The organism is Microlunatus sp. M237, from assembly GCF_056896895.1.
Map to the genome: position 1 here is coordinate 648,913 of NZ_JBXHBL010000003.1, position 12,048 is coordinate 660,960.

Annotated in this window: 13 protein-coding genes; 7 read left to right on the forward strand and 6 right to left on the reverse strand. The window is 67.3% G+C overall.

Annotated features, from left to right (window positions below):
• Positions 1 to 219 precede the first annotated feature (219 nt).
• Positions 220 to 2,964 carry an ATP-binding protein gene (locus AC1XX3_RS14090; protein WP_483321764.1) on the forward strand — a complete coding sequence of 915 codons (2,745 nt, stop codon included), beginning with the start codon at positions 220 to 222 and terminating at the stop codon, positions 2,962 to 2,964.
• 57 nt (positions 2,965 to 3,021) lie between these two features.
• Here AC1XX3_RS14090 and AC1XX3_RS14095 read toward each other — a convergent pair whose 3' ends face one another.
• The 5 genes from AC1XX3_RS14095 to AC1XX3_RS14115 are packed head-to-tail and all read right to left on the reverse strand — an operon-like array spanning position 3,022 to position 6,337.
• Entirely contained in the window at positions 3,022 to 3,699 is a 678-nt protein-coding gene (locus tag AC1XX3_RS14095) for a CPBP family intramembrane glutamic endopeptidase (protein ID WP_483321765.1), read from the reverse strand.
• Between the two features lie 47 nt (positions 3,700 to 3,746).
• Entirely contained in the window at positions 3,747 to 3,953 is a 207-nt protein-coding gene (locus tag AC1XX3_RS14100) for a hypothetical protein (protein WP_483321766.1), read from the reverse strand.
• 59 nt (positions 3,954 to 4,012) lie between these two features.
• Positions 4,013 to 4,744: a hypothetical protein gene (locus tag AC1XX3_RS14105; protein WP_483321767.1), complete on the reverse strand. Its 732-nt coding sequence runs from the start codon at positions 4,742 to 4,744 to the stop codon at positions 4,013 to 4,015.
• A 3-nt stretch (positions 4,745 to 4,747) separates the two neighbouring features.
• Positions 4,748 to 5,320 (reverse strand): hypothetical protein, encoded by a 573-nt coding sequence (locus AC1XX3_RS14110; protein ID WP_483321768.1) that lies wholly within the window; start codon positions 5,318 to 5,320, stop codon positions 4,748 to 4,750.
• Positions 5,321 to 5,359: 39 nt separating this feature from the next.
• Positions 5,360 to 6,337: a protein kinase domain-containing protein gene (locus AC1XX3_RS14115; protein ID WP_483321769.1), complete on the reverse strand. Its 978-nt coding sequence runs from the start codon at positions 6,335 to 6,337 to the stop codon at positions 5,360 to 5,362.
• A 684-nt stretch (positions 6,338 to 7,021) separates the two neighbouring features.
• Between AC1XX3_RS14115 and AC1XX3_RS14120 the strand changes: the two genes are divergently transcribed.
• The 6 genes from AC1XX3_RS14120 to AC1XX3_RS14145 all read left to right on the forward strand — a co-directional run bounded on the left by AC1XX3_RS14120 (position 7,022) and on the right by AC1XX3_RS14145 (position 11,140).
• Entirely contained in the window at positions 7,022 to 7,201 is a 180-nt protein-coding gene (locus AC1XX3_RS14120; protein WP_483321770.1) for an NAD(P)-binding domain-containing protein, read from the forward strand.
• Positions 7,198 to 7,665, forward strand: a complete 468-nt coding sequence (locus AC1XX3_RS14125) for a hypothetical protein (protein ID WP_483321771.1) — start codon at positions 7,198 to 7,200, stop codon at positions 7,663 to 7,665. The genes AC1XX3_RS14120 and AC1XX3_RS14125 overlap by 4 nt, the downstream gene beginning before the upstream one ends.
• Positions 7,662 to 8,333, forward strand: a complete 672-nt coding sequence (locus AC1XX3_RS14130) for a hydrolase (protein WP_483321772.1) — start codon at positions 7,662 to 7,664, stop codon at positions 8,331 to 8,333. Before AC1XX3_RS14125 ends, AC1XX3_RS14130 begins: the two co-directional genes overlap by 4 nt.
• A gap of 29 nt (positions 8,334 to 8,362) precedes the next feature.
• A complete protein-coding gene (locus AC1XX3_RS14135; RefSeq protein ID WP_483321773.1) occupies positions 8,363 to 8,755 on the forward strand; it encodes a GNAT family N-acetyltransferase in 393 nt (130 codons plus the stop codon).
• Between the two features lie 21 nt (positions 8,756 to 8,776).
• Positions 8,777 to 10,075, forward strand: a complete 1,299-nt coding sequence (locus AC1XX3_RS14140; protein WP_483321774.1) for a glutaminase — start codon at positions 8,777 to 8,779, stop codon at positions 10,073 to 10,075.
• Positions 10,076 to 10,213: 138 nt separating this feature from the next.
• Complete coding sequence (locus AC1XX3_RS14145) at positions 10,214 to 11,140, forward strand: phosphotriesterase family protein (RefSeq protein WP_483321775.1); 927 nt, start codon at positions 10,214 to 10,216, stop codon at positions 11,138 to 11,140.
• Here the strand turns inward: AC1XX3_RS14145 and AC1XX3_RS14150 are convergent.
• Entirely contained in the window at positions 11,121 to 11,984 is an 864-nt protein-coding gene (locus AC1XX3_RS14150; RefSeq protein ID WP_483321776.1) for a sigma-70 family RNA polymerase sigma factor, read from the reverse strand. The two genes, AC1XX3_RS14145 and AC1XX3_RS14150, sit on opposite strands and share 20 nt — an antisense overlap.
• Positions 11,985 to 12,048 lie beyond the last annotated feature (64 nt).

Genomic DNA, 12,048 nt, shown 5'->3' on the forward strand with positions numbered 1-12,048 from the left:
TCAGATTGATCCCGCTACCGCCACTGGCGGCTTGCGGGAACGGCTCGACGCGGGACGCCCTGGTCTCCAACCGCGACTGGATTCCTGGGTCCGCCAGACGCCTGCGGGTCGCCTCGCAGGTCGTTCGGTGCCACTCGGCCGTACGCGCGTAACGGGTATCCCTCGGATGCCGGCACAGGTCCGCACGGACTCAACTGACCTCAACTCAACGGAGCAGACATGGCGAGCATCTTGGGCCGGCGCGCAGAACGCGACGCTGTGAAACGGCTGCTTGCCGAAGCGGAGGCCGGCCGCAGCGGGGCGCTGGTGATTCGTGGGGAATCCGGCATCGGCAAGACCGCTCTGCTGGAGTTCGCCCGCGACACCGCGGCCAAATCACCGTTCCGCGTCGAGAGCTCAGGCGGCGCGGAGTCCGAGACGCAGTTCGCCTTCGCGGGTTTGCACCAGCTGTGCGCGCCGATGCTGGACCGGGCAGAGTCGCTGCCCGAGCCACAGCAGGCGGCTCTCAACGTGGCGTTCGGACAGCAGGCTGGTCCCCCGCCGGACCGGTTCCTGGTCGGGCTGGCTGCCCTCAACCTGTTGGCTGAGGTCGCCGAGGAGCGTCCGCTGCTGTGTCTGATCGACGATGCGCAATGGCTGGATCAGGCCTCGGCGCAGGTCCTCGCGTTCGTGGCCCGGCGGGTGGGGGCAGAGCGGCTGGCCCTGGTGTTCGGGTCGCGAGACTCCGACCAGGGTGATGGCCTTCCGTTCGCCGGCTTACCTGAGCTGCGCCTGGGGCCGCTAGGCGAGTTCGATGCCCGCCTGCTGCTCAGCGCTGCGGTGCACACTCGGCTCGACGAGAGGGTCCGCGAACGCATCCTCGCCGAAGCGGACGGCAATCCGTTGGCGTTGCTGGAGCTGCCTCGGAGCATCCGACCAGCCCACGCGGCCGGCGGGTTCGAGCGGCCTGACGAACTGAGCGTCCCCCGCCGTATTGAGGACAGCTTCCGACGCCGCTCAAGCTCCCTGCCGGCTGAAACGCAGCTGCTGTTGCTAGTCGCGGCGTCCGAGCCGACCGGCGACGTGGCGTTGCTGTGGCGCGCCGCCACGCACCTGGGAATCCCGCCCGCCGCGGCCGCGGCCGCGGAAGCGGTCGGGTTGGTGAAGATCGATTCCCGGGTACGGTTTCGTCATCCACTGGTGCGCTCGGCGGTCTGCCAGGCCGCCACCCCACCGGACCACCGCCGTGCGCACGACGCGCTGGCCGAAGCGACAGACCCACAGGCCGACCCGGATCACCGCGCCTGGCACCGGGCGCAGGCCACGCTGGGCACGGACGAGGACGCCGCCGCCGGGCTGGAGCGCTCGGCGGGGCGGGCGCGCGGCCGCGGCGGGTTGGCCGCCGCGGGCGCATTCCTTCAACAAGCGGCCGAGTTGTCCCCTGAGCCTGCCGATCGCGCCAGACGGGCGCTGGAAGCCGCGCACGCCAAGCACGATGTCGGCGCATCCGGGGCCGCCCTCGAACTGCTGGTTGTCGCCGCGTCCGGGCCACTGGACGCCCTGCAACACGCCCGGCTCAAGCTCCTGCGTGCCCAGATCGCGTTCCATCTGACGCGAGGCAGCGGGGCGCCCGGGATGCTGCTCGACGCCGCCGGGACCCTCTCCCCACTGGACCCAACCCTGGCCCGGGAGACGTACCTGCACGCTCTGGATGCTGCGATCCACGCCGGCGGGCTCGCCCACGGGTGCGGGTCGCTCGAGGCGGCCCAAGCCGCGCGGGATGCGCCTGCGCCATCGACGCCACCGCAGCCGGTCGATCTGCTGCTGGACGGACTATCCACGAGGTTCACGCATGGGTATGAGGCGAGTGTGCCCACCCTGCAGTGGGCGCTGGCGGAGCTGAGCAGTCAGGACTCGCTCAGTCAGGACGGGGACCGGCGCTGGCTGCGGTTGGCCTGCCACGTCGCGGCGATGCTCTGGGATGACGAGGCCCTTTATGTACTGGCCAGCCGCGCGGTCCGGCTCGCCCGCGAGGCAGGCGCGTTGTCCATGCTCCCCGCCGCGCTCAACGCCGTGGCGTCAGTGCTGGTCCTCACCGGCGAACTGACCTGCGCCGCCGAGCTGACCGCCGAGGAGACCGCCATCACGCAGGCGATCGGCGCCCCACCGCTGCCCAACGCCCGGCTGCTGCTGGCTGCGTGGCGTGGCCAGCAACCCGAAACCTTGGAACTGTACGCAGCCATGGTCAAGGAGGCGACCGAGCGAGGTGAGGGTGCGACGGTCGGCCTGGCCCAGGCCACGCTGGCAGCGCTGCACAACGGCCTGGGCAACTACGAGGACGCCCTCGCCGCCGCACGTCCCCCGTGCGAGTACGACGACATGGCATACAGCAGCCTGGCCCTCCCCGAGCTCGTCGAAGCGGCATCGCGTGCCGGTGACCCGGAGCGTGCAGCGGCAGCGCTGGAGCAACTCAGCTCCCGGGCCCGCGCTAGTGGGACGCAGTTCGCGCTAGGGCTGCTCGCGCGCTCATGTGCATTGACCACCACTGGGCCCGCCGCCGAGCAGCATTACCTCCAGGCGATCGACCATCTGAGCAAGTCCCGGATGGCGGTGTACCTGGCCCGCACCCACCTCGTCTACGGCGAGTGGCTACGCCGTGAACGCCGCCGCCAGGACGCCCGCGACCAGCTCCGCATCGCCCACGACCTGCTTGTGGGGATGGGCGCTGAGGGGTTCGCGGCGCGCGCCGCCCGGGAGCTGCGTGCCACCGGCGAACACCCCCGCAAACGCAACGCCCAACCCGTCGACGAGCTGACCGCCCACGAGCTGCAGATCGCCCGACTCACGGCGACGGGGGCGACCTCCCGCGAGGTCGGCGCACAGCTCTTCCTGAGCCCGCGCACCATCGAAGCGCACCTGCGCAACATCTTCCGGAAGCTCGGAATCACCTCCCGCCGGCAGCTCCGGGAGCTTCAGCTCCCCTGACCGGTCCGGCAGCGGCTGATGCGCCGTTGACCGGACCGGTACGCAGGTACGCAGTGATCAGGCCGCCGATGCGTGGACGACCGAGTCAGTGGCCGCCGGTGTCCGCGCAGGCCCGGTACGCCGGGTCAACCTCCAGACCACCGCGGCCGCGAGGGCAACAACGACAGCGGGCCCGAGAATGGTCGCCACCTCCGCAACGCCGGCAGAGCGATCCGCCCCGACCCCGAAGTCCTGGCGGAGCGCAGCTTCGATCACAAAGGTCAGCGTGTTGAGCCCGGCATGGAGTACCACAGCGATCTCGATGCCGCCGGTGCGCCAGGTGATCAAGGCGGTTCCGGCGGCGAAGATGAGGTACCAGAGGTTCAACCACACGTCGGTCGAGAAGTGGATGGCGGCGAAGACCACACTCGAGACCAGGATGCCGAGGACGAGCCCGGCCCGCGGCCCACGGGCCCATCCGCCCGCCACCCGGAACACCAGACCGCGGTACCCGTACTCCTCGCCCGCGGCCTGCAGCGGCGTCAGCAACAGCGTCACGAGGATGAACCAGACAACGTCCGTGTTCCGCCAGGCGATTCCCTCGGGCAGCGGCCCCATGTACTGGATGCCCAGCAGAACGATCCACGCCGGAATGATGATCATGAGCGCCCGGCCGAAGAGGTCGAACCGGAACCGGGAGATCACCGAATGCAACGATGCCCCCTTCACCCCGTAGAGCCACCGTTGGATGATCATGCTCCACGGGATCATGACTGCGACAGAAGCGAGGCCGGCCGCGTGGATCAGCGGCGCGTGGGCGGGCGGCCATCGGTGCCAGCGGCGGCATCCACTGCCGTCGCAGCAGTTACGAGAGCGATGCTGACGAGCAGCAATCCACCGACGAGCAGAGCGATCGCCAAGATGCCTCGCCCGATGCGGCGTTTCGGTCCGGCGAGCACCCGGTGGTATTCGATATCGGGCGCGATGTGGGACTGCGTGCGGTGATTCATGAGTTCCTTCCGAGAACGAAATGTGGGTGATGAGGCGGAAAGTGTGAGCTGCGTTGCAGTCAGGTGCCGAGGCCGTCGAGCAACGGGTTGAACTTCAGGCGGAGAGCGCGTTCTGCGGCGCCGAGTCCGGCGCCAAAACCGAGTGCGATGTTGAGCGCGAGCGGCAGATCCAGCGGCGATTCAAAGCGCCCGACATACGCCCCGAGCAGCGGAATCTGGGTGAGGTTCTCCAACAGTTGCGCCCCGTTCACGCCCACGCCGATGACCAGCATGACCACGGAGAGCACGCCCACCCAACGGCTGAGCACGGGATGATCTCGATCGAATCGGAGTCTGCGGCCGATCGCCGTCTTGGGGTGGGGCGCCAGCTGACGGGCGTTGCCGCCGTCCGGCACGTAGTGGGCACGTCGAAGTCCGGCCGACCCCATGGACACCTCGATCACGCCCCCGTCAACGGGCATGACAGCAGGCAGGCGTGACTCGGCATAGTGCCGGCCATCGAGGTACAGATGCACCTTCCCCGCCAAGCCGCCGGCTGCGGCTTGTTTGCCGGCGACCCGGACGTCGATGGCGTAGTCGGCTCGACTACCGTCCGCGCCGGTGAGAGTCAGCGAGAAGACCCTCCGGCCCGAGAACAGGTGCCACCACCGGAACGCCTCGATCGGTCGCCCGTCACCGGGTCGCATGCGCTTCGCTCCGATTCGGCGCTGTCGCTCGTTCAACATTGCGCCCGCCCATTGGGCCGGCATAGGCATGAGCCGCTGGCGCCGTTTAGCCTGGAGCTTGGTCATGGCTCAGGACCCCCCGACGACCAAGGTGATCGCAGCCCACACCGCGACGGTCGCCACCGTCGTCCAGATCATGATCGCCACCGCCTGCCACAGCAGGATCCACCGACGTGGGGTTCCGCCGCTGCTGAGGATGGCCGCCGTGATCTGGGTCGGGATGGCGAGAGGACCGAGGATGCTCGCGCCCGGGACGCCGTAGCGGAGGAGCCACCGATTGAAACGCTGACGCCCCTTCGACTCCGGCCTCGGGGTCGAGGTCTCCTGGAACTCCTGCCTCGTGGCGCCCGGTCGGGCGCCCCCGCCGTCCACCAGAACCGCGCTGGGTCGTCGATCGACGACAGCCGTCCTGGCGCGCGAGGTGACCGCGACGACGACCAGTACGGACAGAAAGTTGCCCGCGGCGGCGGCGACCGCCGCGACCAGCGGAGGGAGACCACCGACGATGCCGATCACTGCTCCGCCCTCGCCCTCGACGAACGGAATCGCGCCCGCCAGCATGACGATCAACGGCTGGAGGAGCTCGGGGACTTCAGCGATCAGCTCCTGGAAGTTGGAGACGAGTTGCTCAATGGGATTCATGTCTGACATTTCCTTTACTGGGACGGGATTGGGAGTGGGCTAGGTGGTGACGCTGCCGTCCGCGCCGGACAGCGAGACGCGGACTCGTCCGCGTCGTGCGCGACCGCGGGTGAACGGGACGACGTGGTGCCACCCGTTCATATCGGTGACGTTGCTCGCGCGGATCAGCCCGCTAGCAGCGAACTGGAGCGCCTCCCGGAACGATCGCGCGCTCTGGAACCGGTCGTTTCGGTCCTTGGCGAGAGCCGTACGGAGCACCGCGTCGAGCGCCGACGTGACCTCGCTGCGGTAGCTACTCGCCGGCCGCGGGTCCTGGTGGACGTGCTGATAGGCGACGGCGACCGGGTCACCGCCGACGAAGGGTGGCCGTCCGGTCACCAGCTCATACAGCAGGCAGCCCACGGAGTACAGGTCGCTCCGGGCATCGGCGATCTCGCCGTGCACCTGCTCGGGAGAGAGGTATGCAGCGGTACCGAGGAGCGCGTAGGTCTGGGTCGCCATCGAGTCGGACTCATCCCCGACCCGCGCGATCCCGAAGTCCACGACCTTGATCCGTCCGTCGGGCGTGACCATGACGTTGGCCGGCTTGATGTCGCGATGGACAACGCCTGCCCGGTGGCTGGACTCGAGCGCCGAGAGCACCCCGACCACATGCTTGATCGACTCATGCAGCGGGAGCGTGCCTTCGCGGATACGGTCTCGCAGAGACTGGCCGGCCACGTACTCCATGACGATGAACGGAACGCTCGTCCGATCCCGCCGGCCAACTTCGACGTATTCCTGTCCGACGTCATGAACGGACACGATGCCGGGATGGTTGAGCCCGGCGACTGCCTGCGCCTCACGCCGAAACCTGGATTGGAAGTGCGGATCATCGGCCAGCTCTCCGCGGAGCAGCTTGACCGCGACCCAGCGCTCGAGACGGATGTCACGGCCCAGGTGAACAACGGCCATACCACCCCGACCGAGGACGTCGCGGAGCTCGTAGCGTCCGCCAAGCACCCGATCCGCACTCATGGGTCCCTTACCTTTCTGAGGATCGGTGACCACGGCGTGGGAACCGACATCGGATGGCTCATCCGGTCTGGAGGTGCCCGCATCCGGGCCACAGGGCTGCTGACTTCGCCCGGCGAATGCGCCAGGTCCGGATGGCCGGTGGCGATGTGCTCAGCCTCGCACCGGCGGTCGATCCGTCGCGTCGGTGACAACCACGTAGGTCTCCACCGCCTGGCGGGACCAAAGTGCTGGCGAGCGCCGGTCATGCTCAGCAGCGACCGCGACCCGTGTCAGGGACTACTACCTACCCGACGCTGCTCTACGGCGCCACGGCCAGCTGAATCGCCGAGGGACGGCCATCCCCTCATCCGTTCACCCTGGGCCATCCGTACCAGCCCAGCTGGGTACGGGATGCGGCGCGTCAGCCGCCCGGCGTATCCGTCTAGGTGATTGTCACCGATTCGAACGCCGTCGGCCAGAACCAGTCTCGTACGCCGGTCCAGCGACGATCCCCAGGCACAGCGTGCCAGGTCACGCGCCGGTCCAGGGCTGATCCGGCTTGCTCCTGACATGATCATCCGGACGCCGGCACGGGGTTACTGCCGATCAAGCCCTGCGGGATTTCTACCGAAGCGAGCGCCCCACCACCACTGCGAGCCTGGATGTATGACAACAGCCGCAGTTCTGAAGTGAGGAGCGCGACACATGGCAACGATCGCTATCGTCGGATTCGGCGACATGGGCGAGCAGATGGTGCCTCATCTGCTCGCTGTGGGACATCAGGTACGAGTGTTCGATATCGCGGACTCGCGGATCGAAGCAGCTCAAGGTGCGGGGGCCACCATCGCCACGTACGCCACAGAGGCGGCCCGGGCGCTGACGTGACCTTCGGCCTGGTGATGTCGAACGACATCCCGGCGGCCTACCTGGGTACGAAGGGAATACTCGCTGGCGCTCAGCCTGGGGCAGCGGTGCTGATCTGCTCCACCACGACACGGGCGATCATCGAACGAGTCCGCGCCGCGGCACCTGACGGGGTGATTCTGCTCGATGATCTTGGCAGCTCTCGCTACGTGGGTGAGTTCGGAGCAGGCGTGGACTACAAGCTGATCACCAACGTAGCCATTCTGGCTGCAGAGGCGGGGATCCGTGAGGCGCCGGACCTCGCAGACATTCTGGGGCGACGGTACGAGATCTCGTTGGAGCTGATGGCGGCGGGGCCGATGAAGGAAGTCGTTGAACGCGCCCTCGACGTGAGCAATCCCCGTCGCGCTCCGCCGTCAACCGCTCCTAGGCCTTCGTCCGCGCACGACCACCACGTCCAAACCATTAGAGGAGATCACGCATGACCACCGTCCCGTCCGGCAAGAAGCTCGATCCAGAACCGATCCGCGATCCCGAGTCCGACCATCTCTTGACACCACAGAACTGCGCCATCGCGCTCATCGACTACCAAGAGGGCCAGTACGCCACCGTGGGCTCCACCAGCCGCGAGGAGATCGACCTCGGAGTCATCACGCTGGCGCAGCTGGCGCGTGCCTATCAGATTCCGACGGTCGTCACCACCGTAGCGGTGGGAATGGGTGTCCACTCACCGACCGTCGATGAGATCACTCGGGAACTGCCCGGCATCATCCAGATCGACCGCACCGGTGTGAATTCCTGGGAGGATGCGGACTTCCGTGCTGCGATCGAGGCCACCGGGCGCAAGAAGATCGTGATCGCCGGGCTGTGGACAGAGGTCTGCCTGACCTTCCCCACCCTCGACATGCTCGTGGAAGGCTACGAGGTCTATCCCGTGCTCGATGCCGTTGGCGGCACCTCAGCGGTCGCCCATCAGGTAGCCATCGACCGCATGCTCTCGGCCGGCGCCCAGCCGATCACCTCGCTGGCGTTCGGTTGCGAGCTGATGCGCAACTGGGCCCGCACGGATGCTGATCTGTACCGGACCATCATCAACGACTATTTCCGCCGCAGGCGTGAAGCAGGACGCCCCTCCGGCGATCTCTTCAGCTGAAGCCACCTCAACCCGAAAGGACTTTGATCATGACGCAGCAGCTCACTGACAACACCGGCGCCGCCGTAACGATCACACTCGACCTGGACCGTCCGATTCGGTCCTATCTCGTCATCGCCGCCGACGGAGCGATCCTCGGACGGGCGGATTTCATCGACTCCCCCGGCGTGGACGGTGAGCGCATCTTCTTCCACACCGAAGTGGACCCGGCGGTCCGCGGACGCGGCCTGGCCAAGCTGCTGGTCCGCGAGGTGCTCGCGGACAGCATTCGCACCGGGGTCACCATCATTGGTTTGTGCCCGCTGTTCGCGGACCACCTGAGAAAGCACGGCTATGCGTACACCGCCGACGGCGGCACGTACCGTCAACCAACGCGTGCCGACATCGCGTATGTCACACGGGCAACACAGGGTGCTGCATGACCGGCAGCAAGGAGGCAGTCCGTGCGGTCGCCGATTCCTGACTACCTGTCCGAGGCTCTCGGAGGCGTCGCTGCTGATACGTCCGGTGCGCCTGCGGGGTACATTCCCCAACTCGCAGCAGCGGATCCCGAGCGCCTCGGTGCGGTCTTCGCGACAGTCGACGGCGAGCTCTACGGCGCCGGCGACATCGATGTCGAGTTCACGATTCAGTCCATCTCCAAGCCGTTCACCTATGCGCTGGCGCTTGCTGACCGTGGCTTCGACGCGGTTCTGGCCAAAGTGGGTGTCGAGCCATCCGGGGAGGCGTTCAACGAGATCTCGCTTGAAGGTGGCTCCGGGCGACCGTTCAATCCGATGATCAACGCGGGTGCGATCACGACACACTCGCTGGCGGGCGCCGCGGGACTGAGTTCGGCGGAGCGGCTCGATCGGGTGGTGAGCGGCCTCTCGGCGTTCGCCGGTCGTCGGCTGGCCATAGACGAAGCGGTGTGCGCTTCGGAGATGCAGTTCGCGCACCGCAACCTGGCTATCGGACACATGCTCCGCAGCCACGACATCTTGACGGAGGACCCGGCAACCGTCGTCGAGGGCTATCTGCGTCAGTGCTCTGTGCTGGTCACGGTCCGCGACCTCGCGCTGATGGCCGCCACCTTGGCCAACCGCGGAGTCAGTCCACTCTCAGGCGAGCAGGTGGTTCCCGAGCCGGTGGTACGCCAGGTGCTGAGCGTCATGTTCACCTGCGGGATGTATGACGCCGCCGGAGACTGGGCCACCCAGGTCGGCATTCCCGCGAAGAGCGGCGTGGCGGGAGGTCTGATCGGCGCTCTGCCGAGCCAGATCGGCATCGCAACGTTCTCACCGCGGCTGGACCCGCACGGGACCAGCGTCCGCGGGGTGTCGCTATTCGAACGATTCTCCGCCGACATGGGTCTGCACGTCATGGAGGTTCCGGCCGCGGCGAGCTCGGTCGTGAGGTCCAACCACGCCGTCGGCACCGGACCTGACATGATCCGGGTGCTTGAGCTGCAAGGGGGGATCCGCTTCGCCGGAGCCGAGAGAATCGTCCGAGACGCCGTGGACATGGCAGCGGAAGAGGTCAAGGTCGCCTTCGACCTCACGATGGTGTATTCGATCGACGATGTATCTCGACGCATGCTGCTGGAAGCCGTGCGTCGGCTCACGCTCGATGGCCATGCTGTCTACGTTGTCGACCCGGAGTCGATCCTCCCCGACCCCGATCCAGGCGATGGCGGCCGAGTCACAGTCGTCCGTGACCTCGCCGCTGTTGACGATCGCACCGACCAGTTCCCAACAACATAGGACCGTTGAAACCTCAGTCGACCGTGCGTCCTGTCGGCGACACGTTTCCCAGGTGTGCCGCGCTGTAGCGCCAAGTCCACACGGTGGCGCGGTGCACCATCCCTCGGCTGCTGCCCGCAGCCGGTAGTGTCTGGTGTCGTGCCCGCCAACGAGCTCGTGCTGCATACGACGATGGGGCCACGACGGCGTTCCGAGTTGGGGCTCATCCTCCCGCACGAGCACGTCTTCGTGGACCTCCGCACCCCAGACCACGTGGGTCACGGTGAAGCGGTCGAGGCCGAGGTGGTCGAGTTGATGGCGCCTCAGATCCGGGCGGCGATGGATGCAGGGGTCACCGCGCTCGTCGAGTGCTCAACTGGAGGCGTCGGGCGACGCGCGGACTTTGACTTGGCGGTCTCGCAAGCGACTGGTCTGCCGATCGCCGTCCCGACGGGTATCTATCGGGAGCCGTGGGTGCCGGACTGGGCACGCGCAGCAACGCCCCTCGAGCTCCAGAACTGGATGTACACCGAGCTGGTCGATCAGGTCGAGACAACGGGTTTCCAGGCGGCCTGGATCAAGCTCAGCGCCGGTGACGACGGCATCACCGCACTCGAGGAGCGCATCCTCCAGGCCGCAGCAGCAGTCTCCGTGCGCACCAGCGCAACGATCGGCAGCCACTCGATCCGCGGCCGGGTCGCCCGCGAGCAGCTCGACATTCTTGACCGCGCAGGGGTGCCGGCCGAACGCTTCATCTGGATCCACACCCAGGCCGAGCCCGATTACGCCATTCATCTGGAACTGGCACGTCGCGGTGCCTGGCTGTCCTACGACGATGTCGGCTCGCGCGACGATGCCCTGGTGGTCGAGATGGTGCTGCGGGTCCTGGATGCGGGTTTCGGCGCACAGCTGATGCTGAGTCACGATGCTGGGTGGTTCGATCCGGCCCAACCCGGCGGCGGGAACCCTCGTGGCTACACGCACCTCGTGACCTCACTCATCCCAGCCCTGAAGGCAGCGGGCGTCGACGACGCCACAGTGGAAATGTTGACGTGCGACAACCCCTTCACGGCCTACGCACGCTGAACGCATCGGCTTGAAAGGACTTCAGGCCCACGATCTCGATGCGGGTGATGATGTCGCCCGCGAAGTCGAACAGGATGGCCGCTAAGGGGTGCCCGCCGGGGGCGATGAGCGCGGCGGGGGTGCCGTTGACGAGCATCGGGGTGCTGGCGTGGACTCTGTCGGTGAAACGCCTGGTCTCCTCTGCCACGGCCCGATTGCCGACGACTTCCGCCGCCGTTGTGTCGGACCGGATGCTCCGATCGACGGTCCGAACCACGTCGGGTGCCATCAGCATGACGAGCGTGTCAATGTCTCCGCCACGAGCGGCTGAGAGGAACGCCTCCACGACTCGCCAGTGGCTGGAAGGCTGCGGAGACGCCGCGGCAAATGCAAGATCGGATCCTGAAAGCCGTTGCCTCGCCCGGCTGGCCAGCTTCTTCGCACTGGTTGCTGAGCTGTCCAACACGGCTGCCACGTCACTGAAAGGCATGCCGAAGAGGTCGTGCAGCACGTAGGCCACTCGCTGGGCGGGGGTCAGCTGGTTGAGCAGCACCAGGAGTGCGCACGAGACGTCCTCACGCCGTAGGAACTCCTCGTCCGCCGCGAGCTGAGCATCGGGGATCGTGTCACCGAAGAGCGGCAGCTCACCGTGGCGCCGGCGTGATCGCAGCTGGTCAAGGCAGAGGCGTGCGGTCACGGTCGTGAACCATCCCGCGGGGTTGTCGATCGGGGTCTGGTTGGCGGAGTCCACCCGGAGCCAGGCGGTCTGGACGGCGTCCTCGGCGTCCTCGATAGAGCCCAGGATCCGGTGGGCAAGAGAGAGAAGCCGGGGCCGTGCTACTTCGAATTCGTTGATCAGTTCCACGGGAGCGGTCACCTTTCGGATGGGCCTGGCGTCATAACGGGCGACCAACCAGTTGACCCAGAAC

What these genes read in the sequence shown, in the direction of transcription:
- AC1XX3_RS14090 (WP_483321764.1), top strand. Translation starts at nt 220, where the DNA reads ATGGCGAGCATCTTGGGCCGGCGCGCAGAACGCGACGCTGTGAAACGG.
- AC1XX3_RS14095 (WP_483321765.1), bottom strand. Translation starts at nt 3,699, where the DNA reads ATGATCATCCAACGGTGGCTCTACGGGGTGAAGGGGGCATCGTTGCAT.
- AC1XX3_RS14100 (WP_483321766.1), bottom strand. Translation starts at nt 3,953, where the DNA reads ATGAATCACCGCACGCAGTCCCACATCGCGCCCGATATCGAATACCAC.
- AC1XX3_RS14105 (WP_483321767.1), bottom strand. Translation starts at nt 4,744, where the DNA reads ATGACCAAGCTCCAGGCTAAACGGCGCCAGCGGCTCATGCCTATGCCG.
- AC1XX3_RS14110 (WP_483321768.1), bottom strand. Translation starts at nt 5,320, where the DNA reads ATGAATCCCATTGAGCAACTCGTCTCCAACTTCCAGGAGCTGATCGCT.
- AC1XX3_RS14115 (WP_483321769.1), bottom strand. Translation starts at nt 6,337, where the DNA reads ATGAGTGCGGATCGGGTGCTTGGCGGACGCTACGAGCTCCGCGACGTC.
- AC1XX3_RS14120 (WP_483321770.1), top strand. Translation starts at nt 7,022, where the DNA reads ATGGCAACGATCGCTATCGTCGGATTCGGCGACATGGGCGAGCAGATG.
- AC1XX3_RS14130 (WP_483321772.1), top strand. Translation starts at nt 7,662, where the DNA reads ATGACCACCGTCCCGTCCGGCAAGAAGCTCGATCCAGAACCGATCCGC.
- AC1XX3_RS14135 (WP_483321773.1), top strand. Translation starts at nt 8,363, where the DNA reads ATGACGCAGCAGCTCACTGACAACACCGGCGCCGCCGTAACGATCACA.